Origin of the sequence: Bacillus subtilis subsp. subtilis str. 168 (assembly GCF_000009045.1) — a bacterium.
Lineage (GTDB): Bacteria > Bacillota > Bacilli > Bacillales > Bacillaceae > Bacillus > Bacillus subtilis.
In genome coordinates this window covers 3,915,312-3,939,656 of the sequence record NC_000964.3, presented here as the reverse complement: position 1 = coordinate 3,939,656, position 24,345 = coordinate 3,915,312, and the positions used below count along the sequence as shown (strand labels likewise).

The 24,345-nt window shown below is 45.5% G+C and carries 25 protein-coding genes; 16 read left to right on the top strand and 9 right to left on the bottom strand.

The genetic code is table 11. The annotated features are described in order from the left end of the window. Nucleotides 1-15 precede the first annotated feature (15 nt). Nucleotides 16-1,350 (top strand): putative cellobiose phosphotransferase system enzyme IIC permease component, encoded by a 1,335-nt coding sequence (ywbA, locus tag BSU_38390; protein NP_391718.1) that lies wholly within the window; start codon nucleotides 16-18, stop codon nucleotides 1,348-1,350. 76 nt (nucleotides 1,351-1,426) lie between these two features. Continuing rightward, nucleotides 1,427-2,104 carry a hypothetical protein gene (ywbB, locus tag BSU_38380; protein ID NP_391717.1) on the top strand — a complete coding sequence of 226 codons (678 nt, stop codon included), beginning with the start codon at nucleotides 1,427-1,429 and terminating at the stop codon, nucleotides 2,102-2,104. A 37-nt stretch (nucleotides 2,105-2,141) separates the two neighbouring features. Here ywbB and glxA read toward each other — a convergent pair whose 3' ends face one another. Continuing rightward, nucleotides 2,142-2,522 carry a glyoxalase I; hemithioacetal-bacillithiol lactoyl-bacillithiol formation gene (gene glxA, locus BSU_38370; protein NP_391716.1) on the bottom strand — a complete coding sequence of 127 codons (381 nt, stop codon included), beginning with the start codon at nucleotides 2,520-2,522 and terminating at the stop codon, nucleotides 2,142-2,144. Between the two features lie 120 nt (nucleotides 2,523-2,642). On the opposite strand from glxA, the gene rlmI reads away from it, so the two are divergent. Next, nucleotides 2,643-3,833, top strand: a complete 1,191-nt coding sequence (gene rlmI, locus BSU_38360; protein NP_391715.1) for a large subunit ribosomal RNA m5C1962 methyltransferase — start codon at nucleotides 2,643-2,645, stop codon at nucleotides 3,831-3,833. Nucleotides 3,834-3,868: 35 nt separating this feature from the next. Here rlmI and ywbE read toward each other — a convergent pair whose 3' ends face one another. From ywbE to cidA, 4 genes are all read right to left on the bottom strand, one after another. Continuing rightward, nucleotides 3,869-4,066 (bottom strand): hypothetical protein, encoded by a 198-nt coding sequence (gene ywbE / locus BSU_38350; protein NP_391714.1) that lies wholly within the window; start codon nucleotides 4,064-4,066, stop codon nucleotides 3,869-3,871. Nucleotides 4,067-4,099: 33 nt separating this feature from the next. After that, the gene (gene ywbF / locus BSU_38340; protein ID NP_391713.1) at nucleotides 4,100-5,299 is read right to left on the bottom strand and encodes a putative sugar permease; all 1,200 of its coding nucleotides are present in this window, start codon (nucleotides 5,297-5,299) and stop codon (nucleotides 4,100-4,102) included. A 103-nt stretch (nucleotides 5,300-5,402) separates the two neighbouring features. Then, a complete protein-coding gene (cidB, locus tag BSU_38330) occupies nucleotides 5,403-6,080 on the bottom strand; it encodes a metabolic regulator controlling activity of murein hydrolases (RefSeq protein ID NP_391712.2) in 678 nt (225 codons plus the stop codon). Next, on the bottom strand, nucleotides 6,062-6,448 hold the full coding sequence (cidA, locus tag BSU_38320; RefSeq protein NP_391711.1) for a metabolic regulator of murein hydrolases: 387 nt from the start codon (nucleotides 6,446-6,448) through the stop codon (nucleotides 6,062-6,064). The genes cidB and cidA overlap by 19 nt, the downstream gene beginning before the upstream one ends. Nucleotides 6,449-6,553: 105 nt before the next feature. Here cidA and cidR point away from each other — a divergent pair, with 105 nt between their 5' ends. The 7 genes from cidR to ywbO all read left to right on the top strand — a co-directional run bounded on the left by cidR (nucleotide 6,554) and on the right by ywbO (nucleotide 13,860). Further along, entirely contained in the window at nucleotides 6,554-7,459 is a 906-nt protein-coding gene (gene cidR, locus BSU_38310) for a transcriptional regulator (LysR family, cidAB expression) (protein NP_391710.1), read from the top strand. A 7-nt stretch (nucleotides 7,460-7,466) separates the two neighbouring features. Then, nucleotides 7,467-8,285 carry a 5-(2-hydroxyethyl)-4-methylthiazole kinase gene (thiM, locus tag BSU_38300; protein ID NP_391709.1) on the top strand — a complete coding sequence of 273 codons (819 nt, stop codon included), beginning with the start codon at nucleotides 7,467-7,469 and terminating at the stop codon, nucleotides 8,283-8,285. Continuing rightward, nucleotides 8,282-8,950 (top strand): thiamine-phosphate pyrophosphorylase (thiamine phosphate synthase), encoded by a 669-nt coding sequence (gene thiE / locus BSU_38290; RefSeq protein ID NP_391708.1) that lies wholly within the window; start codon nucleotides 8,282-8,284, stop codon nucleotides 8,948-8,950. Before thiM ends, thiE begins: the two co-directional genes overlap by 4 nt. A gap of 156 nt (nucleotides 8,951-9,106) precedes the next feature. Next, nucleotides 9,107-10,552, top strand: coding sequence for a ferrous ion permease (efeU, locus tag BSU_38280; protein NP_391707.2), 1,446 nt, complete (start codon nucleotides 9,107-9,109; stop codon nucleotides 10,550-10,552). After that, nucleotides 10,549-11,706 (top strand): lipoprotein binding ferrous or ferric iron for transport, encoded by a 1,158-nt coding sequence (gene efeM, locus BSU_38270; RefSeq protein ID NP_391706.1) that lies wholly within the window; start codon nucleotides 10,549-10,551, stop codon nucleotides 11,704-11,706. The genes efeU and efeM overlap by 4 nt, the downstream gene beginning before the upstream one ends. An 18-nt stretch (nucleotides 11,707-11,724) precedes the next feature. Further along, nucleotides 11,725-12,975 (top strand): peroxidase converting ferric iron into ferrous iron, encoded by a 1,251-nt coding sequence (gene efeB / locus BSU_38260; RefSeq protein NP_391705.1) that lies wholly within the window; start codon nucleotides 11,725-11,727, stop codon nucleotides 12,973-12,975. Between the two features lie 282 nt (nucleotides 12,976-13,257). Beyond that, nucleotides 13,258-13,860, top strand: coding sequence for a putative sulfur oxido-reductase (gene ywbO / locus BSU_38250; protein ID NP_391704.1), 603 nt, complete (start codon nucleotides 13,258-13,260; stop codon nucleotides 13,858-13,860). 30 nt (nucleotides 13,861-13,890) lie between these two features. On the opposite strand, the gene vbfA is transcribed toward ywbO, so the two are convergent. From vbfA to slrA, 3 genes are all read right to left on the bottom strand, one after another. Next, nucleotides 13,891-15,432 (bottom strand): acetate Na+-dependent symporter subunit involved in volatile signal for biofilm formation, encoded by a 1,542-nt coding sequence (gene vbfA, locus BSU_38240; protein NP_391703.2) that lies wholly within the window; start codon nucleotides 15,430-15,432, stop codon nucleotides 13,891-13,893. Continuing rightward, nucleotides 15,429-15,737, bottom strand: a complete 309-nt coding sequence (gene vbfB / locus BSU_38230) for a subunit of acetate transporter as a volatile signal for biofilm formation (protein ID NP_391702.1) — start codon at nucleotides 15,735-15,737, stop codon at nucleotides 15,429-15,431. Before vbfB ends, vbfA begins: the two co-directional genes overlap by 4 nt. Before the next feature lie 442 nt (nucleotides 15,738-16,179). Beyond that, on the bottom strand, nucleotides 16,180-16,338 hold the full coding sequence (gene slrA, locus BSU_38229) for an anti-repressor of SlrR (RefSeq protein ID YP_003097794.1): 159 nt from the start codon (nucleotides 16,336-16,338) through the stop codon (nucleotides 16,180-16,182). A gap of 355 nt (nucleotides 16,339-16,693) precedes the next feature. Between slrA and slrC the strand changes: the two genes are divergently transcribed. The 4 genes from slrC (at nucleotide 16,694) to galT (ending at nucleotide 20,564) form a co-directional block, all read left to right on the top strand. Beyond that, nucleotides 16,694-17,365 (top strand): transcriptional regulator of slrA (biofilm formation), encoded by a 672-nt coding sequence (gene slrC / locus BSU_38220; RefSeq protein NP_391701.2) that lies wholly within the window; start codon nucleotides 16,694-16,696, stop codon nucleotides 17,363-17,365. 17 nt (nucleotides 17,366-17,382) lie between these two features. Continuing rightward, nucleotides 17,383-17,766 carry a putative cell wall glycosylation protein gene (ywcD, locus tag BSU_38210; RefSeq protein ID NP_391700.1) on the top strand — a complete coding sequence of 128 codons (384 nt, stop codon included), beginning with the start codon at nucleotides 17,383-17,385 and terminating at the stop codon, nucleotides 17,764-17,766. Nucleotides 17,767-17,846: 80 nt separating this feature from the next. Further along, nucleotides 17,847-19,019: a galactokinase gene (galK, locus tag BSU_38200; protein NP_391699.1), complete on the top strand. Its 1,173-nt coding sequence runs from the start codon at nucleotides 17,847-17,849 to the stop codon at nucleotides 19,017-19,019. Between the two features lie 3 nt (nucleotides 19,020-19,022). Continuing rightward, complete coding sequence (galT, locus tag BSU_38190) at nucleotides 19,023-20,564, top strand: galactose-1-phosphate uridyltransferase (RefSeq protein NP_391698.2); 1,542 nt, start codon at nucleotides 19,023-19,025, stop codon at nucleotides 20,562-20,564. A gap of 70 nt (nucleotides 20,565-20,634) precedes the next feature. Here galT and ywzA read toward each other — a convergent pair whose 3' ends face one another. Next, complete coding sequence (ywzA, locus tag BSU_38180; RefSeq protein ID NP_391697.2) at nucleotides 20,635-20,880, bottom strand: hypothetical protein; 246 nt, start codon at nucleotides 20,878-20,880, stop codon at nucleotides 20,635-20,637. Nucleotides 20,881-21,395: 515 nt separating this feature from the next. Here ywzA and qoxA point away from each other — a divergent pair. Both qoxA and qoxB read left to right on the top strand, forming a co-directional pair. Then, nucleotides 21,396-22,361 (top strand): cytochrome aa3-600 quinol oxidase (subunit II), encoded by a 966-nt coding sequence (qoxA, locus tag BSU_38170; protein NP_391696.2) that lies wholly within the window; start codon nucleotides 21,396-21,398, stop codon nucleotides 22,359-22,361. Between the two features lie 27 nt (nucleotides 22,362-22,388). Then, nucleotides 22,389-24,338 (top strand): cytochrome aa3-600 quinol oxidase (subunit I), encoded by a 1,950-nt coding sequence (qoxB, locus tag BSU_38160; protein NP_391695.1) that lies wholly within the window; start codon nucleotides 22,389-22,391, stop codon nucleotides 24,336-24,338. Nucleotides 24,339-24,345: the final 7 nt, after the last annotated feature.

The window sequence follows — 24,345 nt, the reverse complement described above, 5'->3', positions numbered from 1 at the left end:
AAGGGGGTTTTTAAGATGAGCACATTCACTCGGGTGATGGAGGAAAAAATAATGCCTGTCGCCGGGAAAATTGCCGGGCAGCGGCATCTCAGCGCTTTGCGTGACGGAATTATCCTGACCATGCCGCTGATTATTATCGGGTCTGTCTTCTTGATTTTAACGAGCTTGCCGATTCCGGGGTATGCTGATTTCATGGCGAGTGTGTTTGGGAACGAGTGGGCCGATAAGCTCGGATATCCTGTTAACGCTTCGTTTGATATTATGGCGATGATTGCCGCTTTTGGGATCGCCTATCGGCTGGCAGAAAGCTATGGTGTCGATGCCCTTTCTGCCGGAGCGATTTCAATTGCCGCATTTCTGCTGGCAACACCGTTTGAGGTGCCGTTTACACCGCATGGCTCAACGGAGTCCATCATGGTAGGGGGCGGAATCCCGATCACGCTGCTCGGCAGCAAGGGCTTATTTGTCGCCATGCTGATCGCCTTGTTTTCAACCGAAATCTATCGGTACATTATTCAAAAAAATATCGTCTTCAAAATGCCAGACGGTGTGCCGCCTGCGGTAAGCAAATCATTTGTCGCGCTGATTCCCGGCTTTATCATTGTGCTTCTCGTATGGCTGGCGCGTCTTCTGATTGAAATGACACCTTTTCAGAGTCTGCACAATGTCGTAGGAGACCTGCTTGGCACACCGCTTTCCATCCTTGGCGGCAGTCTCGGCGGAAGCCTGATCGCTGAATTTGTGCAGATGCTGCTTTGGTCGTGCGGGATTCACGGGGCTTCCATCATTGGCGGAATCATGGCGCCGATTTGGTACGGCGCGATGGATGCCAACCGTCTCGCCTTCCAAGCAGGCGAGGCGCTGCCGAGTATTTTTACGACTCAGTTTTTTCAAATTTGGATCAATGTCGGCGGAAGCGGGGCGACGCTGGCGCTTGTCCTGACGATGCTTGTGCGCTCCCGCAGCAAACAAATGAAGCAGCTTGGACGATTAGGAATCGGCCCTGCGCTATTTAATATCAACGAGCCGATCATTTTCGGCATGCCGATTGTCATGAATCCCCTCCTTATTGTCCCATTTATCATCGCACCGCTCCTCACGATTACCGCGACTTATATCGGCATGAGCACCGGGCTGGTGGCAAGACCGGCCGGAATCGCGGTGCCATGGACGATGCCGCCGCTCATATCAGGTTACCTGGCGACAGGCGGAAAGGTGTCGGGCGCAGTTATGCAGCTGGTAAATCTGCTGATCACCTGTGCTATCTACTATCCGTTTTTCAGAATATGGGATCATCAAAAATGGCGGGAAGAGAGTGCGGTTGAATCTGGGGATAAAAATGTGATGTGATAGATGATCAGCCTGTCATAGGGCTGATCATCTCTTTCAAACGAAAGGAATGTTAGAATATGTAAAGGAGGTGCGCATGCTAGATTATATATGGTTAGATGACGAATCACCAATCTTACAACAAGTACCAGTTGAATACTCATCTGCTGCTCTTATCTTTTCTCCTTTTATCCAAATGCCTGAAGGATGGGAGAATGCAAAAAGAAAAAATGATTATGAACATATTTATCCAAACGATAATGAAATAAGAGGAATAGGCAAGGCTGTTTCCTGGAAGAAGGTTATGTCTTCTTGCGGCTTTCAAACACATGCTGAGCTGGCGCTGGCTTTAATGACGTCGATAGGCGCTTTAAGGGACGAGTTCGCGAGAGAGGATTTGGCTGAGGTGTTACATGAAAACATAAATGGAGACCTCTATTATCCCAGTGAGGATCATATTTCAAATTTTCATATTCCGAGTTTGGTAAAGGTATTAGGTGCGAACGGATCCAATCGGTTTTATTACGCAGAACCGATTGTGGAAAACCGCGGCGTTTTGGACATAACTGAAGCCAACTTGCGGACGGTTCTTGATGAAGCCGCAACAGAGCTCGTTTTAACTGATGAGAAAATGGATTTTGTGTTTATGAGTGTATATGACTCATTCATTAATGTCTTTTTAGCCAAAGATAAAAACATCCATGAATTGGTTGAGCGTATGGGCTGGGAAGCTATGATTTGCGATGAGTCAACGTATATCAGTTGGTATAGATAAAAAAGAACGTACATCACAAAATGTACGTTCTTTATTTTTACCGCTGAAAGAACTCAATCCACTCACCGTCAGGGCCTTCGATATAGAAATAACGGTATCCGTTTGGAAGTGTTGTGATCTCCTCGTCGATAAATTTTGCGTTCATTTTTTCCGCTTTTGTATATTCAGCCGCGATGTCATCCGTCAGCAGGGCAATGTGGTGCACTTTTCCTTCAGCGGGAAGCTCGCTGCTGTAGCCTTGAATCAGTTCAATTTCTGTTTCCGGGCCGTCTTCAAAGCCAAGAAAAGCAAGCTCGATTACACCGTTCGTGTGAGTGATGCGATCCTTCAATTTCATGCCTAGTACCTCTTCATAAAATGTGATGGACGCGTTAATATCTCTTACCATGATGCCTGTATGGTCAATTCGTTTTGCCATGCTGCTCCTCCTCGTAACTCTTTTTGTCTATCGTAGAAAAACCTTTCCTTTCTGTCAATGCAGACATCTTGGCGTTTTGTGGTACCATAAGAGAAAGCAAACGGAAAGAGGACGACATATATGAAGCTACTCACCCTAAAAAAAGCACACGCTGCCAAAATAAAAAAAGGCTATCCCCTTATTGAAAAAGAAGCTCTCGCAGGGAGTGCGGGGCACATGAAAGAAGGAGACCTCGTTGATATCGTGTCTGAGAGCGGCGGCGAGTTTCTCGCGCGGGGCTATTACGGCCTGCAAAACAAAGGGGTTGGCTGGACGCTTACCCGCAATAAACATGAACAGATTGACCAAGCATTTTTTCTCAGCAAATTAACAAAAGCGGCCCAAGCGCGCGCCAAACTATTTGAGGCTCAAGATACAACAGCTTTCCGCCTGTTCAACGGTGAGGGTGACGGTGTCGGCGGCGTCACCATCGACTATTATGACGGCTACCTGCTGATTCAATGGTACAGCAAGGGAATTTACACCTTTAAAGACATGCTGATTTCCGCATTGGATGAGATGGATCTTGATTATAAAGCGATTTACGAGAAGAAACGCTTCGACACGGCTGGACAATACGTTGAAGATGATGACTTCGTGAAAGGGAGAAGGGGCGAGTTCCCGATCATCATCCAAGAGAATGGCATTCAATACGCGGTGGATCTGAATGAAGGCGCCATGACGGGCATCTTTTTGGATCAGAGACATGTGCGCAAGGCGATCAGAGACCGCTATGCAAAAGGGAAAACCGTTTTAAATACGTTTTCTTATACGGGTGCATTCTCCGTGGCGGCGGCGCTTGGCGGAGCGGAGAAAACAACAAGCGTCGACGTGGCAAATCGAAGTCTTGCCAAAACGATCGAGCAATTCAGCGTGAACAAGCTGGATTACGAAGCGCACGACATTAAAGTGATGGACGTTTTTAACTATTTTTCATATGCTGCAAAAAAGGATTTGCGCTTTGATCTGATTATTCTAGATCCGCCTTCCTTTGCGCGCACAAAAAAACGCACCTTCAGCGCGGCCAAGGATTATAAAAACCTGCTGAAGGAAACGATCGCCATCACTGCTGACAAGGGTGTCATTGTTGCCTCTACAAACAGCAGCGCCTTTGGCATGAAGAAGTTCAAAGGCTTTATTGATGCCGCCTTTAAAGAAACAAATGAACGCTACACGATCATTGAGGAATTTACGCTGCCGGAGGATTTCAAAACGATTTCGGCATTTCCGGAAGGCAACTACCTGAAAGTGGTCCTTCTGCAGAAAAAATAAATGAAAAAGCTGCCCTGTTCAGGGGCAGCTTTTTTTTATGTAGAAACGATCTGCTGGTCGCGGCCGATGCGGCCATCTTCAAGACGGACTTTAATGCCATGCGGATGAAAGTTTGATTTCGTCAAAATATCCTTCACTGTCCCTCTCGTCAGTTTTCCTGTTTTTTGATCTGCTTTCAATACAATATCAACCTGCAACCCTTTCGAAATGCTGTTTCGCTCTTGCCCGTTCATAACGCACATCCTTTCTTTTGTTCATTATAGTCATTATGGTTTAAAAGTAACAGCCGGCTGATGAAGTGTATGTTTGTTTTTTTCAGCCTTCATTAAATATAATGTCAGGCCAAAGCCTGCTATGCTCAGAATGCCAAAAAGCAAGTAGACTGCGAAGATCGACACGTAGTCAAAAATGTACCCGCCTGCAAATGTGCAGAACCAGTTGCCGAACCCGTTGCCAATGGCGGCGTACATGGTCAGCGCCGTCGCTTCAACGTGTCTTGGGGTAATCTTTTTCACATATTGAAGCGCCGCCGGGATAAATAAACCGATGGCCACTCCCTGAAGAAAGACCGTCGCATAAATGATCCATAGTGAAGGCGCCGTGAAATAGAGCGCCCACCTGAATAATGAGACTCCGCCTGACAGCATAATGACGTTGAGCAGCCCCATTTTATCTATAAATGTTTGGGCGAATCTCATAAATGGAATTTCTGAAATGACACCGATGAAAAATAAAATGCCGATAGCGGAAAGTGACGCGCCGCTTTTGTCCAGAAAAAGACTGAAATACGTATTGTTCGCTAAGTTTGGAGCAAATGTCGTAAAGGTGATGATCATAAAGATGAGGAAAGTTTTGTTGCTGATAAGCTCCCGGAATCCTTTGCGGATATTGACCTTTGTTGTTTTCTGCTGGCCGGGCACTTGTGAAGCCAATATGGCAGCAATGCACAGAAAGGCACAGCCAAAGATAAAGATCACGTGAATGGGGTACAGCTGGTTCGTCACCTGTCCCATGGCAAACACCGCGACACCGAAGCCGAGAGAACCAAACAGGCGGATTCCGCCGTAGTTGCCGTTTGTTTCTTGTGTGTACCTTAGTGAAATGCTGTCCGAAAGTGGAATAATCGTGCTTTGAAAGGCTGCAAAACAGGCCGCAATCAAAATAAACAGAGGGAAACTGTCAAATGCAATATAGGCTAATCCAATGATGCCTGTGATTGATGTGCAAACCGCCAGCAGGCCTTTCGTTTTTTGCGTATAGTCGCTCAGCATGCCCCAAAACGGCTGAAAGAAAATCATCACAATCGGGCCCAGTGACATGATCAAGCCGACCTGTGATCCGCTTAAATGCTGTTCCTTCGTTAAATACATACTGAGTAAGGGAATTATGCTGCCCGTACCGAGAAAAGCAAACAAATAAAATCCTTTTAACGCGGCATAATGCCGCCTCACCTGCAAGTTGTGCATCAGGGTGCCTCCTTTGGTATCCACAAATACATTATATTGGAATTCGCCAGCTTTTCAATAAGGGGAAGCACATAAAAAAAACTGCCCTCGAGAGGACAGTTTTTTACATAAATGAAAGCAAAAACGGCGCCGCGCAAAGCGTCATAATCGCAGCTAAGATCATCGACACGCTGGAAATCGTGCCGGACACAGAGCTGAGCTCAAATGCCTTTGACGTTCCCGCTCCGTGCGCGCTTGTGCCAAGCAGCACGCCCCGCGCAATTTCGTTATCAATGCGGAAATAACGGATGACCATCGGGCCGATCACTGTGCCGAGCAAAGCGGTTAAAATCACAAACACGGCTGTGACGGCAGGCATACCGCCGATCATTTCAGATACGTTCATCGCGATCGGCGTTGTCACTGATCTTGGGACGAGGCTGTCAATTAAGCCGGTGCCGAGGTGAAGCCATTTCGCAATAAGAGCGGTAGAAATAATCGCGATGCATGAACCGACGGCCACATTCAAAATAATTTCCACTGCGTATTTCTTTAAAACAGGGAAATATTTATATAACGGGATCGCGAATGCCACGGTGGCCGGCTGTAGCATATCGGTCAGCAATCCGCCGCCGAGATTATAGGACTCGTACGGGACATTCACCAGCAGCAGCAGACCGACTAATACAGCGGGCGTCACCAATAGCGGCGACGTATAAACACGCGGAAAGCGTTGATATACCTTTTTTGCTCCTAAATACACCAAAACCGTTAAAAACAAACTTACAATTCCGATGAACACGTATGCTTTTTCTCCTTTCTCTTTGCGATGAGTTGTGTAAGCGTTCCTGTAGACACCATCACGACAAACGTGCTGATGATGACAACAAGCAGAATGCTGACACCAAATTTCGACATAATGTCTCCGTATTCAATCACTCCGACGGCAGACGGGATAAAAAATAAAAGCAGCTCCCCGAGAAGCCACGCTGCACCAAGCTCGATCCATTCAAGCTTGATAATGTTAAAGTGCAATAATGTGAAAAGAATCACAATCCCTATTATACTGCCGGGAATATTTATATGAAGAAGGGCTGTCACCCAATTAATCAGCCGAGCAAATATAAATAACAGAGCGATTTGAATAACGGTTAGCAACAGTTTTTTCATATTGATGCCTCCCTTATATACTTATTGTACATAAGGTCTCTCTATAGGTAAAATATATATTAAGAATAAGAAGTATTCCTTTTGTCTATAGAAAGGGTGAAGCGCATGGATATCCGCCATTTAACATATTTCTTGGAAGTCGCCCGTTTAAAAAGTTTTACGAAGGCTTCCCAATCCCTTTATGTTTCTCAGCCGACGATATCAAAAATGATCAAAAATTTAGAAGAAGAGCTCGGAATTGAACTGTTTTACCGAAACGGCAGGCAGGTGGAACTGACTGATGCCGGTCATAGCATGTATGTGCAGGCGCAGGAAATCATTAAATCATTTCAAAACCTGACGTCAGAATTAAATGATATTATGGAAGTCAAGAAAGGGCACGTACGGATTGGACTGCCGCCGATGATCGGATCGGGGTTTTTCCCCAGAGTGCTCGGCGATTTCCGTGAAAACTATCCGAATGTCACCTTTCAGCTAGTCGAAGACGGTTCTATAAAAGTCCAAGAAGGTGTCGGGGACGGCTCTCTTGATATCGGCGTTGTGGTCCTTCCCGCAAACGAAGATATCTTTCATTCGTTTACAATCGTAAAAGAAACCTTAATGCTTGTCGTTCACCCTTCCCACCGGCTGGCTGATGAGAAAGAATGTCAGCTGCGTGAGTTGAAGGACGAGCCTTTTATTTTCTTCAGAGAGGATTTTGTCCTGCACAACCGAATTATGACGGAATGTATCAAGGCTGGGTTCCGGCCCCATATCATTTATGAAACATCACAATGGGATTTTATTAGTGAGATGGTATCCGCCAACCTTGGGATCGGGCTTTTGCCGGAACGGATCTGCCGCGGCCTTGACCCGGAAAAAGTGAAAGTCATTCCGCTTGTCGATCCGGTCATCCCTTGGCACCTCGCCATTATTTGGAGAAAGGACAGGTACTTGTCGTTTGCCGCCAGAGCTTGGCTCGAACATACGAAATCGTATTTATGGGACCCGAAAAAAGATAGTAAAGGATGATGCAAATATGGATGCACAATCAGCAGCAAAATGTCTTACGGCTGTCCGCCGGCATAGCCCACTGGTGCATAGCATAACCAACAATGTCGTAACGAATTTCACAGCAAACGGCCTGCTCGCGCTCGGCGCATCGCCCGTTATGGCGTACGCAAAAGAAGAGGTCGCCGATATGGCGAAAATTGCGGGTGCACTCGTTTTAAATATCGGAACACTGAGCAAGGAGTCAGTCGAAGCGATGATCATCGCGGGAAAATCAGCTAATGAACATGGCGTTCCCGTCATTCTTGATCCTGTCGGTGCCGGAGCAACACCGTTCCGCACTGAATCGGCACGTGACATCATTCGTGAGGTGCGCCTTGCTGCAATCAGAGGAAATGCGGCGGAAATTGCCCATACCGTCGGCGTGACCGATTGGCTGATCAAAGGTGTTGATGCGGGTGAAGGTGGAGGCGACATCATCCGGCTGGCTCAGCAGGCGGCACAAAAGCTAAACACGGTCATTGCGATAACTGGTGAAGTTGATGTCATAGCCGACACGTCACATGTATACACCCTTCATAACGGCCACAAGCTGCTGACAAAAGTGACAGGCGCCGGTTGCCTGCTGACTTCCGTCGTCGGTGCGTTTTGCGCTGTGGAAGAAAATCCATTGTTTGCTGCTATTGCGGCCATTTCTTCGTATGGGGTCGCCGCTCAGCTTGCCGCACAGCAGACGGCTGACAAAGGCCCTGGAAGCTTTCAGATTGAATTGCTGAACAAGCTTTCAACTGTTACTGAACAAGACGTCCAAGAATGGGCGACTATAGAAAGGGTGACTGTCTCATGACTCGTATTTCTCGGGAAATGATGAAAGAGTTATTATCTGTATACTTCATTATGGGGTCAAACAATACGAAAGCCGATCCTGTTACAGTTGTACAAAAAGCGTTAAAAGGCGGTGCCACCCTGTACCAGTTCCGTGAAAAAGGCGGGGATGCGCTGACAGGAGAGGCTCGGATTAAATTTGCTGAAAAAGCGCAGGCAGCTTGCCGTGAAGCTGGTGTTCCGTTCATTGTCAATGATGATGTGGAATTGGCTCTGAATCTGAAAGCTGATGGTATCCACATCGGCCAGGAAGACGCAAATGCGAAAGAGGTAAGAGCTGCCATAGGTGATATGATTCTCGGCGTTTCTGCCCATACGATGTCTGAGGTGAAGCAAGCCGAAGAAGACGGAGCGGATTATGTCGGGCTTGGGCCGATCTATCCGACTGAAACGAAAAAAGATACGAGAGCGGTACAGGGTGTATCTCTTATCGAAGCAGTGCGCCGCCAAGGCATCAGCATTCCAATTGTCGGCATCGGCGGAATCACAATAGATAATGCCGCACCTGTTATCCAAGCGGGGGCCGATGGCGTCAGTATGATCAGCGCCATCAGTCAGGCGGAGGATCCTGAGAGTGCTGCACGCAAGTTTCGTGAGGAAATTCAAACGTATAAAACAGGAAGATAATCGTTCATTTTCCTTCAAAGGGCTGTTCTGTAAAAGGACAGCTTTTTTGCTGTCCATCAAGGTTTTCAGACCTTCAAATTTTAATTGACAAAGGACAGGAACTGGCTATGATTATGTTATACAATGATAATCATTTTCAATTATAGGAGGAACATGATGGCTCGGGGGCTGGCACTTATTCTATTCAGCTTGTTGATGGTTTTCGGTTCTGCGGCACATGCGGAAGATGATCCGATCGCCGCATTAATTCAATTAAACAAGCAAATGATCAAATCCGTAAAAGACGGGGATATGGATTCGGCACAACAAACGTTTGACACCTTCAAGGCGAAGTGGAAAAAAGAAGAACCTTCTATTAAGAAAGAAAACCTTTCTTCTCACAGTGAAATGGACGCGAATATCGCGATGATTTCTCTTTCTTTTATCAATCAAGACGCACGTAAGCTCAAAACACAGCTTGAAGAGCTTGCGTCTCATTTAGAAACCTATCAGCAGGCTGTCGTGCTGAAAAAGACATCCTCAGGTCAATCAAGGGCGTCCTTAACAGCCTATATACAAAGCTTGAAAGACACAAAACAGTTCATAGAAAAAAAACAATTGGATGAAGCGTCATCCGCAATCGACAATTTAGTTACATCCTGGCTCGCTGTTGAGGGAGATGTCGTGTCCCAATCGAAAGAAGCCTATACGACATCGGAGGAAAATCTGGCGCTGATGAAGGCGGAGATCGGCAGCCATCCTGAAAAGGTATCAAAGCAAATTGACGAAATGATTCAATTGCTCGAGCCGATCGCTTCAAGCAGCTACAGCTGGTGGGATGCGGCGCTGATCCCGGTTCGTGAAGGAATGGAGGCCCTCCTTGTCATCGGAGCGCTATTAACCATGACAAAAAAAGCGCGGGTTACGCGTTCCTCGACATGGATCTGGGGCGGGGCGTCCGCCGGCATGGCTGTTTCCTTAGCAGCCGGCATCGGTGTCACGGTTCTGTTCTCCTCCAGTGTATTCGGAGAAAACAATTTCTTGCTTGGCGGCGTTACCGGCGTACTGTCCGCTGTCATGCTTTTGTATGTCGGGGTGTGGCTGCACAGAAACGCCTCAATGGATAAATGGAGAGAAAAAATCAATATCCAGAAGTCACAGGCACTAAAAAAACGAAGCCTGCTTTCCTTTGCGCTCATTGCATTTCTGGCAGTTGTAAGAGAAGGTCTCGAAACGGTCATCTTTTTCATCGGGCTTGTCGGGAAGCTCCCGCTCACTGAACTGATCGGCGGAACTGCCGCAGGGCTTATCGTTCTCGTCATCGTCGGTGTTCTGATGATCAAGCTCGGAATGCGCATTCCATTGAAGCCGTTTTTTCTTCTATCAATGGCGGTTGTCCTGTATATGTGCGTGAAATTTCTCGGAACCGGCGTTCACAGCCTTCAACTGGCGGGCATTCTTCCGTCTGATGCAGAAAGCTGGCTGCCGTCTGTATCGGTGCTAGGAATTTATCCGTCTGTGTACAGCACGATTCCGCAAATGTTGATTTTACTCTTTTTACTGATTGCGCTTGTTTCAGAAGCGGCAAAACATTTTACAAACGGAAAGGAACTGACAAAATGAATTTCACAAAAATCGCTGTATCAGCCGGATGCATCCTTGCGCTGTGCGCAGGCTGCGGAGCCAATGACACATCTTCAACCAAAGAAAAAGCTTCATCTGAAAAAAGCGGGGTCACTAAAGAAATCACCGCATCCGTAAATAAAATGGAAACCATCATTTCTAAGCTGAATGACTCAGTGGAAAAAGGAGACCAAAAAGAGATTGAAAAGAAGGGGAAAGAGTTAAACAGCTACTGGCTTTCCTTTGAAAACGATATTCGCAGCGACTATCCATTCGAATATACAGAAATCGAAAAGCATCTTCAGCCAATCTACACAGAAGCGCAAAAAGACAAACCGGATGCAGGAAAAATCAAGACAGAATCCGAGTCATTGAAAGCATCCTTAGAAGACCTGACAGAAGCGAAGAAGAGCGGCAAAAAGGCTAGCGATCAGCTGGCAAAAGCAGCGGATGAGTATAAAGGCTATGTCAAAGAGCAGAGTGACCAGCTTGTCAAAGCGACTGAAGCATTTACGGGTGCTGTGAAATCCGGCGATATCGAAAAGTCCAAAACGTTATATGCGAAAGCGCGTGTTTATTACGAGCGAATCGAACCGATCGCTGAAAGCCTCGGAGATCTTGATCCGAAAATTGACGCACGAGAAAACGATGTTGAAGAAGGAGACAAATGGACAGGCTTCCATAAGCTTGAGAAGGCCATTTGGAAGGATCAAGATATTTCCGGGGAAAAGGCAACAGCTGACCAGCTTCTCAAGGATGTAAAAGAGCTTGACGGTTCAATTCAATCACTGAAATTAACACCTGAACAAATTGTTGCAGGCGCGATGGAGCTTCTGAACGAAGCCGGAATTTCGAAAATCACGGGAGAAGAAGAGCGCTACTCACGAATTGATTTAGTTGACCTTATGGCAAATGTGGAAGGCTCCGAAGCCGTTTATCAAACAGTGAAAAGCGCGCTTGTAAAAGATCACTCCGACTTGACGGAAAAACTGGATACGGAGTTCAGCGAATTTGAAGTTTTAATGGCAAAATACAAAACAAATGATCAGTCCTATACGTCTTATGATAAATTAAGTGAAAAGCAAATCAGAGAGCTGAGCACTAAGCTGACGACTCTTTCTGAAACCATGTCGAAGATTGCGAATGTGCTATAAAAGGAGTTTTGTAACATCATGAGCGATGAACAGAAAAAGCCAGAACAAATTCACAGACGGGACATTTTAAAATGGGGAGCGATGGCGGGGGCAGCCGTTGCGATCGGTGCCAGCGGTCTCGGCGGTCTCGCTCCGCTTGTTCAGACTGCGGCTAAGCCATCGAAAAAGGATGAAAAAGAGGAGGAGCAGATTGTTCCGTTTTACGGAAAGCATCAGGCCGGAATCACAACTGCCCATCAGACGTATGTCTATTTTGCTGCACTGGATGTAACAGCAAAAGACAAAAGCGACATCATTACGTTATTTAGAAACTGGACAAGTCTCACACAGATGCTGACGTCTGGCAAGAAAATGTCAGCGGAGCAGAGAAATCAGTATCTGCCGCCGCAGGATACAGGTGAGTCTGCTGATTTATCCCCTTCCAACTTAACGGTCACATTCGGATTCGGGCCTGGCTTTTTTGAAAAAGACGGAAAGGACCGCTTCGGACTGAAAAGCAAAAAACCGAAGCACCTAGCCGCTCTTCCAGCGATGCCCAATGACAACCTGGATGAAAAGCAGGGAGGCGGGGACATCTGCATTCAAGTGTGTGCAGACGACGAGCAAGTGGCGTTTCACGCGCTGCGTAACCTGCTAAATCAAGCGGTCGGCACTTGTGAGGTCCGTTTTGTGAACAAAGGCTTTTTAAGCGGTGGAAAAAATGGTGAAACACCGCGCAACCTCTTCGGGTTTAAAGATGGAACAGGCAACCAGAGCACGAAGGATGACACGTTGATGAACTCGATCGTGTGGATTCAGTCTGGTGAGCCTGACTGGATGACGGGCGGCACCTATATGGCTTTTCGGAAAATCAAAATGTTCCTTGAGGTATGGGACCGCTCTTCCCTCAAGGACCAAGAGGATACCTTCGGCCGCAGAAAAAGCTCGGGGGCGCCTTTTGGGCAGAAAAAGGAAACAGATCCCGTGAAGCTGAATCAAATTCCGTCTAATTCACACGTCAGTCTAGCGAAATCTACTGGGAAACAAATTTTGCGAAGAGCTTTCTCTTACACAGAAGGACTTGATCCGAAAACCGGCTATATGGATGCAGGTCTCCTGTTTATCAGTTTTCAAAAAAATCCCGACAATCAGTTTATCCCGATGCTGAAGGCTCTTTCAGCAAAGGATGCGTTAAACGAATATACACAAACAATCGGTTCTGCTTTATACGCATGCCCAGGCGGCTGCAAAAAAGGAGAATATATTGCCCAGCGTTTGCTGGAATCATAAAAGAAGCCTTTACAGGCTTCTTTCAGCGTGTCGACAAACCCTCGCATTCGTTGTCAAGCCTGTGCGTTGGTGCTCACGAATTAGAGCATTCGCTCCGCTCCAATGCTCGGCTTTCCTAGACTTCAAGGGTTTTCAATCACGCTGAAAGGATGACAAAATCCTAAAACTTTTTAGGATTTTGTCATCAATCTGAAAGAAGCCTAAATCGGCTTCTTTATTAAAAAACAGTTGTAACTTTAATTGTTACAGTTTAAAATCAATTTAGTATGAAAGGAGATTATCATGACAGTACACATTAAAGTTTATTCAGATTACGTCTGCCCATTTTGTTTTGTTGGAAAAGCCGCTTTTGAAGAAGCGATAAAAGGAAAGGATGTTGAAGTCGAGTGGATGCCGTTTGAACTGCGCCCAAGCCCATCTCCTCAGCTTGATCCGGTCAATGATCCTTCTAAACAGTACATGTGGCAGACATCAATTCAGCCAATGGCGGAGAAATTAGGAGTCGAGATCAATTTTCCAAACGTCTCGCCCCATCCGTATACAGACCTCGCGTTTGAAGGCTTCCATTTTGCGAAGGAATACAATAAAGGACATGAATACAACACCCGTGTCTTTCAGGCATTTTTCCAGGAGGACCAAAATATCGGCGATATTGACATCTTGACGAAGCTCGCCGAGGAAGTGGGATTAGACGGTGCATCATTCAAATCAGCACTGGAAACAAGAACATATCAGGACGTGCAGCGCCAAGCCTTGAAGCACGCCTATGAAGAGGCTGACATCACAGCCGTTCCAACCTTTATTATCGGTGACACTGTAATTCCGGGTGCTGCCGGCAAGGATGTATTTGAAAAAGCGATTTCTGACGAGCAGAAGAAAAAGTAAGGAAAAAGCTCTCGATAAAGAGAGCTTTTTTTATTCCTGTTCCATATGGACGCCAGTATGCGCCTTCACCTGAATTTCTGCAAACGTATCTTCATCAATTGTTTTATCAGACGACAGCACCGTTCCGAGCCACGCGCCGAGAAAGCCGAGCGGGATGGAAATAATTCCTGGATTAGATAGCGGAATGAGCGGATCACCGGTAAAAATAGCACCTCCGGCCGGGTCCCACACACTAGGGCTCATCGATACCAGCACAAGCGCGCTGATCAGGCCTGTCAGGCTGCCCCATAAAGCGCCTGAGGCATTGAATCGTTTCCAGAAGACTGTAAACACAATCAGCGGAAGGTTTGCGCTGGCGGCTACCGCAAACGCGAGTGCAACAAGGAACGCCACATTTAAGGATTGTGCAAAAATCGCAAGGAGAATCGAGAGCACTGACACGGCGACAGAAGCCCATCTGGCCGCTTTCATTTGTTCTTTTTCAGTTGCTTCTCCCTTTCTGATGATCTGGCTGTAAATATCATGGGCAAATGCTGAGGCGGCAGACAGCACCAACCCTGTCACGACAGCCAAAATGGTGGCAAAGGCGATGGCTGATACAAACGCGAACAGAAAGTCTCCTCCGAGCGCTTTTGCTAAAAGCGGAGCCGCCATATTTCCCGCTTGATCAGCCGCCGTAATCGCGTCAAAACCGACAAATGCCGCGGCACCAAAGCCGAGAAATACCGTCATAATGTAAAACACACCGATAATCCATGTCGCTGACACAACGGATGTACGGGCCGTCTTGGCATCCTTAACGGTATAAAACCGGATCAATATATGCGGAAGCCCGGCGGTTCCCAGCACGAGTGCCAAGTTTAACGACAAGGTCTCAAGCGGCACCTTGTATTTATTTCCGGGGTTCAAAAAATCAGCGCCAAGCGGAGTAGCCGTTTTCATCTGTTCAAACATGGTATTAAGGCTAAAGCCGAATTTCGAAAACACGATAATCGAAATCACGAGTGTGCCGGCCATCAGCAAAACAGCTTTAATAATTTGAACCCAGCTTGTCGCGATCATGCCGCCAAACACGACATAAATGGTCATCAGCACTCCGACGATGAGGACAGCCGCGGTATAATCCAGCCCTAGAAGCAGTTTGATCAGCGCGCCCGCCCCCACGAGCTGGGCGATCATATAAAAAGTAGAGATGGCAATGGTATTGAGAGCCGCGACACCGCGGATTTTCTTTTCTTTAAAGCGAGCGGCAATCATGTCTGCCATCGTGTACTTTCCAAGATTCCGAAGCGGCTCCGCCACGATGTACAAGACAACGAGATAAGCCACCAGAAAACCGATGCTGTAAAAGAAGCCATCAAATCCATATAACGCAATCATTCCGGCAATCCCGAGAAACGAGGCGGCAGACATGTAGTCACCGGCAATTGCCAGTCCATTCTGAACGCCGGTGAGCCCGCCGCCCGCCGTATAAAACTCACTCGTCGTTTTCGTCCGCTTCGCGGCAAAATACGTGATAATAAGCGTCAGGCCAACAATCGCCAAAAATAATAAAAAAGCAGTCATATTCATGTCTGTTCACCCTTCAGATCCTCTTTTAAAGCGCTTACATACTTATCGAAATGGGCGGCTCTCCGGGAATACACAGTACTCAGTATCCAGGTCATAGCGAATTGGGCGATGGCGAACAGCCAAGCCCATGAAACAGCTCCAATGGCCGGTGCATTCAAAAAGGTGAAATAAGATGTCAAAACAGGGAGTGAAAAATAAAAAACAAAAAAGAAAATCGCAGAAGGAACAATAAAAGCGCGTTTCTGCTTTAAAAAAGCTTGAAAAGACGGCGTTGCAGCAATCTGTTTATAATCAGCTTTGTACATGGCTTTCCTCCTTTTATTCGCTAAACGTAAGCAAAAAGGTACACCAATAGGTATGTACTGAAAGTCCGATTTATGCGTTGTACAATAGCTGGAGGATGAAAAAAGAAGGAAGTCGTGAAGAGGTGAACACAGTGGTCTAAAGACAGGCGAAGGTTTTCAAGCTCGGCCGTGTATAAACGAGTTTGCTTTCAAAACCTCACCGAATGCAGCTTGTTCTCAGCAAAGCTGCTGTTTACCAGAGCACGGTTATCATGTTCGCATCACCTCTTTATGACAATGCATGTGCCAAGAGGTGATCGCATCACCGGCTGTCTGTCGTAGTTAGCTGACACACCGTTTGTCCTCAAGCTCAGCGCAGCGATTTGCTTTTGAATAGAGGATATGGTGAAAACTCAGATCAGGTGATAGAAAAGCCAGAGGTAAATAGATCCGCCTGTTCGGACTAGTCTTGCCGGACGGTTTTTTTGTGGTTTTTCTTTCTTGATGCTGTCTCAGATTCTAAAAACTGCCTCACATCATGAATGCCTAATCCAATGGATCTAGCTTCTTGAATTAACATATGCCAACCTTTGTCCAAATCTTTTTTAACATGAGTTTTCATAGTAACCTCCAATTGTATAAAATGTTTTCCTGCAACATGCGGGCAATAAAAGACAAGCCAGCGCGATGATGGAGGCGAGTACAACAAATTTCACACATAGTTGCTCGGTGTTCACAAACTGAAGGAAAAACCACCTACCTATTCCCTAAAAAAATGACTAATATAACCAATGGACCTTATTTATAATAATAAACAATTAAATACTGACTGGATAGTATGTAAATGAAAATAAATCATTTAGCCTATTAAAAATGACCCCTGGGAAACCGAATAGCATAACCGTTTAAAGAAATAAATACCGCTAAAGATTGATCCGGTGTAAGATAAGGGTAATCATTACCGCCAGGAGAAAAATATGAAAAAAAACAAATTTCAAATTAAAAGAGAAGCAACATTTGAAAGTTTTATAGACGCTGGCGTGAATTTGTTGATTGACCGAGCGTATGATCCGGTTTCTGTAGAAGATATCAGCAGAGCCGCCGGGTACAGCAAAGGAGCATTTTATGTTCATTTTGTCAGCAAGGACGATTTTCTGCTGTACCTTCTCGAAAAACGTCAGATGAAAAAAAAGATCATTATAGGGTATCTTGATCAAATGGAGCGGGAGTCAGTGAAATCGCTGACATTGGACGAGGCTGCAAAACACGCTGCAGAACTGCTTTATTCCTATTACATAAATAAGCCGTCGTGGGACATCACCTCGTTTGCCATGAACATGCCGACATATAAAGTCTTAAAGAAATGCAAGGCCTATGTCCGGCTGTACGAATTGTGGGTGGAAGAAAATGTGTTATATATTAAGTGGCTGAAGGAGAGAAAGCTGATTGACGCCTGTATTGATCCTGAATATACGGCTAAAATAATATGTGCAGTCCTCGACGGAATCATCAAACAATCATATGTATTGGGCCAGCCAGCCACCTTCCGCAGCTTTTTAGACGCACTCTCGGTATTTTTTACTTTAGACAGAGAGCACGAGAGGCCAAGAATTTTGAAAAGTTTTTCAGAAAGCGAGGAACATCAGTGAAGTATAGAGAAATAATTATGTATATCATTATGGGGGTTTTCACAACCATTGTGAATATCGCCAGCTTTTATATATTGGTAGAGATCATGAATGTGGATTACAAAGCCGCCACTGTTGCCGCTTGGATTTTGTCCGTGCTGTTTGCTTACATAACAAATAAATTATATGTGTTTCAGCAAAAAACACATGATCTGCAGAGCCTGCTGAAAGAGCTCACTGCTTTTTTCAGCGTTCGGGTCCTGTCTCTCGGCATAGATTTAGGCATGATGATCATTCTTGTCGGCCAGTTCAATACAAATGAAACCTTGGCCAAAATACTCGACAACGCGGTCATTGTTGTCGTCAACTATGTTGCGAGCAAATGGCTCGTCTTTAAAAAAACAAAAGAAGAAGGGGTATGAGAGGACTGCAGCATATGATCTGCCGTTTTCTATGAAGAAATAAGGGGAATAAAAAATAAAAACCAGAAAGGTGATTGCACATGCGGGAAGAGCTAAAGGGGATATTTGCAAGTGTATTCGGAGAAAAAGAGGGGTTACGGTTTTTTTTCGCACCTGGAAGAGTGAATCTGATTGGAGAACATACAGACTATAACGGCGGGCATGTCTTTCCGTGCGCGCTGACAATGGGTACATATGCTGCTGTTGCAGAAAGAAACGACGGGCTTGTCCGGATGTATTCAGATAACTTTAGAAACGCAGGCATCAAGGAATGCAGCCTTGACGACATTCGCTATCAAAAAGAAGACGACTGGGCGAACTACCCAAAAGGCGTGATTTATGAATTTCAACAGAGGGGATATGCAGTTCCCCATGGCTTTGACATTGTATTTTCAGGGAATATTCCAAACGGGGCGGGACTGTCGTCTTCCGCTTCTATTGAACTGCTGATGGGGGTCGTGCTCCAAAGTTATTTTCATCCTGAAGTAGATGCGCTTGAGCTTGTGAAAATGGCGCAGCATGCGGAAAACCATTTTATCGGCGTCAATTGCGGAATTATGGACCAATTTGCAATTGGAATGGGGAAAAAACATCATGCGATGCTGCTGAACTGTGACACGCTTGACTATGAATATAGCAAACTCAATGTCTCAGGCCTCGCGCTGGTCATCGCGAACACGAACAAAAAAAGGACATTGGCTGACTCCAGCTATAATACGAGACGCCAAGAATGCAATGATGCATTGCTTGATCTGAAAAAAGGCCTCGATATTGCCGCACTGGGCGACATCAAGCCTTCTGATTTCGATGCGCATTCCAGCCTGATCCAAAATGAAACGAACAGACGCCGGGCAAAGCACGCTGTATACGAAAATCATCGTGCTATTAAGACGGCCCATATGTTCAAAGAGAACAATATAGATGAAATCGGGCAGTTAATGAAGGAATCCCACCTTTCATTGAAGGATGACTATGAAGTAACATGCCCTGAACTTGATGAGCTTGTGTTTGCGGCATGGGATCACGAAGGTGTAATTGGATCAAGAATGACGGGAGCAGGCTTTGGCGGCTGCACCATCAGCATTGTAAAAGATGAGTTCGTTGATGATTTTATTCAGAAGGTTGGAGACAGATATCAAGAAAAAACAGGGCTCCGAGCGGACTTTTATGTCGCGGATATCGGAGAGGGAGCGAGAGAACTAAAGGGGGAGTGACATATGAGTATTATTGAACATCTGGAACAGCTGCTTGAGTATGGCCTGGAACGAAAATTGATTTCGATCTGGGATCGGGAATATACGAGAAACCGTCTTTATGAAGCGCTGGGCATCACACATCCCGAGCCGAACTCCAGCACCAGCATCAAGCAGTCACAAAGCCTGCCGGACTTGCTAGCTCCCATCTATAAATGGGCTGCCGAAACCGGCCGAATGGAAGCGGATACAGATACGTACCGTGACCTGCTCAGCGCAAAGCTGATGGGCTGTTTTGTGCCTGCCCCGTCCGAGGTCATTCGCAAATTTGAAGAGACAAAAGCATTATACGGCCCAAAACAGGCGACAAAGGAATTCTATCAATATTCAGAGGATGTCTATTATATACGGACTGACAGAATCGCCAAAAATGTTCATTGGACGGTGCCGACCGAATATGGCGAGCTGGAAATGACCATTAACCTATCAAAGCCTGAAAAGGACCCGAAAGCGATTGCGGCTGCAAAAGAGCAGGAACAGACAAATTATCCGATGTGTTTGCTGTGTAAAGAAAATGTCGGCTTCGAGGGAAGCGTGAATCATCCAGCCCGGCAAAATCACAGAATCATTCCGGTCATCCTTGAGGACGAACAATGGTTCCTGCAATTCTCGCCATATGTCTATTATCCGGAGCACTGCATTGTCTTAAAAGGTGAACATGAACCGATGGAGATCAGCAAAAAAACATTTGAAAGGCTGCTGTCATTTCTTGGCCAATATCCGCATTATTTTATCGGTTCAAACGCGGATCTGCCGATTGTCGGCGGCAGCATCCTAAGCCATGATCATTTCCAAGGCGGCGCGCATGATTTTCCAATGGCACGTGCAGAAGCGGAAGACGTTTATGAATTAAATGATTATCCCGGCGTGTCGCTGGGCTTAGTGAAGTGGCCGATGTCTGTGCTCAGGCTCCAAGGAGACGAACCGGGTCATGTCGCCGAAGCTGCTGACCATATCTTCCGCACGTGGCAGACGTATTCCGATGAAAAAGCCGGCATTGCCGCCTATACAGGCGATACGCCCCATAATACGGTCACACCGATTGCGCGGCGCAGGGGAGACTTGTACGAACTCGATATCGTACTGAGGAACAACCGGACGGATGAGGAGCATCCATTAGGAATATTTCATCCTCATCAAGAAGTCCACCATATTAAAAAAGAAAATATCGGCCTGATTGAGGTCATGGGATTGGCGATATTGCCTGGCCGCTTACAGGAGGAAATGAAAGAAACGGCAGCGGCGCTATGTTCTGCTGATCCGAAAACAGCCTTAGAACAAAATCCGCTCACTGCAAAGCATAGTGAGTGGGCTCTTCGGACGATGGAAAAAAGAACCATAACAAAAGAGAACGTAGATCTAGTCATAAAAGAAGAGCTGGGACATGTATTCGCGCGCATCCTTGAACACGCCGGTGTATTTAAGCAGACAGCAGAGGGAAAACAGGCCTTCAGAAGGTTCATCGATCAGTTGGGCGCCAAACCAGTCAAAAGCCTCAACCGCTAGGGTTGAGGCTTTTTCGATTTTTATGGCAAAACAAACACCCAAAGCGCTGACGCTTCGGGTGCTGCTGCTTTTATCCTCTTTTTCTGGTTAACAGGCTTACTAGAAAGACAACAATGGCTGCGCCGATTACCGCTGGAATAATGGCAAATCCGGCTAGGTGCGGCCCCCATGTTCCAAGCAGCCCGTGTCCGATCCAGGCGCCTATAAGACCTGCGATCATAGACCCGATAATTCCTCCGGGCATATCTCCTTTTACAAACAGGCTTCCAAGCCATCCGATAATAATAGCGACGATAAGTGAAATAAGAAAACTCATCATGCAACACATCCTATTTTTTATTTATTTGCTTATATCATTCCTCTTTTTTGTATAAGATAAACAACTGGATGCTCTCATAAAAAAATACGGACAATTCAGAGCATATTGGCTCTTCATTGCGCCTTTTCTTTCAATATTTGATGCGTTAAAATGGTAACCGTGTGAAAAGATGCTAGACGAGGAAAAAATAATTCCTATCTAGAAAGTTTAACAAAATGAAATTTTTGATTGACCTAAGTTTTTTATTGTGGTAAACCTTAATTTGTCAGAATTAGTTCTTCATCATCTTTCTTTACTTTATATGCGGAAATAACTAGAAACTTTTCATCTTAAGCGATAGATGTGAATAAAGTTGGAGCAATTTTTGTCGATTTTATGACATTTAAGCGAAAATGGGATGAAGTTTATAAAAAAATAAAGCTAATAAGTGAAGTTTTTGATAGCATAACAAAGTAGAGAAAAGATTTTGAGGAAGTATGCACTTCAGATTTATTACATCAATAGGAAGGATGGTGATCTTCTTGTTCAGAGCATTAAAACCGTTGCTTGTATTAGCGCTGTTAACTGTGGTTTTCGTCCTTGGGGGATGCAGCAATGCTTCAGTACTAGATCCGAAAGGACCTGTAGCTGAACAGCAAAGTGATTTAATCCTGTTATCTATCGGATTTATGCTGTTTATCGTCGGGGTCGTCTTTGTTCTATTTACCATTATTTTAGTAAAATACCGCGACCGTAAAGGCAAAGATAATGGATCTTATAACCCAGAAATTCACGGTAACACGTTTTTAGAAGTAGTCTGGACAGTGATCCCAATTTTAATCGTCATTGCACTTTCTGTGCCAACAGTACAGACGATATATTCGTTAGAAAAAGCTCCTGAAGCAACAAAAGACAAAGAGCCTCTTGTTGTTTATGCTACTTCGGTAGACTGGAAATGGGTATTTAGCTACCCTGAACAGGATATTGAAACGGTCAACTACTTAAACATTCCTGTCGACCGCCCGATCTTGTTCAAAATCTCATCTGCAGATTCAATGGCTTCGCTATGGATTCCTCAGCTTGGAGGGCAAAAATATGCGATGGCAGGAATGCTGATGGATCAATACTTACAGGCTGACAAAGTGGGTACTTACGAAGGCCGCAACGCGAACTTCACAGGTGAACATTTTGCAGACCAAGAGTTTGATGTGAATGCAGTCACAGAAAAAGACTTTAACAGCTGGGTGAAAAAGACTCAGAACGAGGCTCCTAAGCTGACAAAAGAGAAGTATGATGAATTGATGCTTCCTGAAAATGTGGACGAATTAACGTTCTCTTCTACTCACTTGAAATACGTTGATCACGGACAAGACGCTGAGTACGCGATGGAGGCGCGCAAACGCCTTGGCTATCAAGCCGTTTCACCGCATTCTAAAACAGATCCGTTTGAAAACGTAAAGAAAAACGAATTTAAGAAGTCTGATGATACAGAAGAATGATATTGATCAGGAAAGGAGGAAGCCTGCATGAAATTCAAATGGGACGAATTTTTCGTAACTGGTGACCCATTAATTCTGGGCGCACAAGTTTCCATTGCGCTTTCAACCATTGCCATTATTTTTGTTCTGACTTACTTCAAAAAGTGGAAATGGCTGTGGTCTGAATGGATAACTACTGTTGACCATAAAAAACTCGGAATCATGTATATTATATCTGCTGTAATTATGTTATTCCGTGGCGGTGTCGACGGTCTGATGATGCGTGCCCAGCTAGCGCTTCCGAATAACAGTTTTTTAGACTCAAACCACTATAATGAAATTTTTACAACTCACGGTACAATCATGATCATCTTCATGGCGATGCCGTTCTTAATCGGTCTTATCAACGTTGTTGTGCCTCTTCAAATCGGTGCCCGCGACGTTGCGTTCCCTTACTTGAACAACCTGAGCTTCTGGACGTTCTTTGTAGGGGCGATGCTTTTCAATATTTCTTTCGTTATCGGAGGTTCTCCGAACGCAGGCTGGACGAGTTATATGCCGCTTGCAAGTAACGACATGAGCCCTGGGCCGGGTGAGAACTACTACCTCCTCGGACTTCAGATTGCCGGTATCGGTACCCTGATGACAGGGATCAACTTTATGGTAACAATCTTAAAAATGAGAACAAAAGGCATGACATTAATGCGTATGCCGATGTTCACATGGACAACACTGATCACAATGGTTATTATCGTGTTTGCGTTCCCTGTACTTACAGTAGCATTAGCACTTTTATCATTTGATCGTTTGTTCGGCGCTCACTTTTTCACATTGGAAGCAGGCGGTATGCCGATGCTTTGGGCTAACTTGTTCTGGATTTGGGGACATCCTGAAGTATATATCGTTATTCTTCCGGCGTTTGGTATTTTCTCAGAAATCATCTCAAGCTTTGCAAGAAAACAATTGTTTGGTTACAAAGCGATGGTTGGTTCTATTATCGCCATCTCTGTATTGAGTTTCTTAGTTTGGACTCACCACTTCTTCACAATGGGGAACAGTGCGTCCGTTAACTCATTCTTCTCAATTACGACAATGGCAATCTCAATCCCAACCGGGGTTAAAATCTTTAACTGGCTCTTTACAATGTATAAAGGCCGAATCAGCTTTACAACACCTATGCTGTGGGCGCTTGCGTTCATTCCTAACTTCGTTATCGGCGGGGTTACAGGGGTTATGCTTGCGATGGCAGCAGCGGATTATCAATACCATAATACGTACTTCCTTGTATCTCACTTCCACTATGTGCTGATTGCGGGTACTGTATTTGCTTGTTTCGCCGGATTTATTTTCTGGTATCCAAAAATGTTCGGCCACAAGCTGAACGAAAGAATCGGAAAATGGTTCTTCTGGATCTTTATGATCGGGTTCAATATTTGTTTCTTCCCGCAATATTTCTTGGGGCTTCAAGGCATGCCGCGCCGTATTTACACATACGGACCGAATGACGGCTGGACAACATTGAACTTTATCTCAACAGTCGGAGCTTTCATGATGGGTGTAGGATTCTTAATCCTTTGCTATAACATCTACTACAGCTTCCGTTACTCTACTCGTGAAATCAGCGGAGATTCATGGGGTGTGGGACGTACGCTTGATTGGGCGACTTCTTCTGCGATTCCGCCGCATTACAACTTTGCGGTGCTTCCTGAAGTCAAATCTCAAGATGCATTCCTGCATATGAAAGAAGAAAAAACTGAATTATACCCTGAAAGCAAATTCAAGAAAATCCATATGCCAAGCAACTCAGGCAGACCGTTCTTTATGTCTGTTGCCTTCGGTCTCGCAGGCTTTGGACTTGTCTTTGAATGGTACTGGATGGGCGTAGTCGGATTGATCGGAGTCCTGCTCTGCATGGTTCTGCGTTCATTCGAATACGACAACGGCTACTACATTAGTGTTGATGAAATAAAAGAGACGGAAAGAAAGATTTCCGAATAAGGAGGCG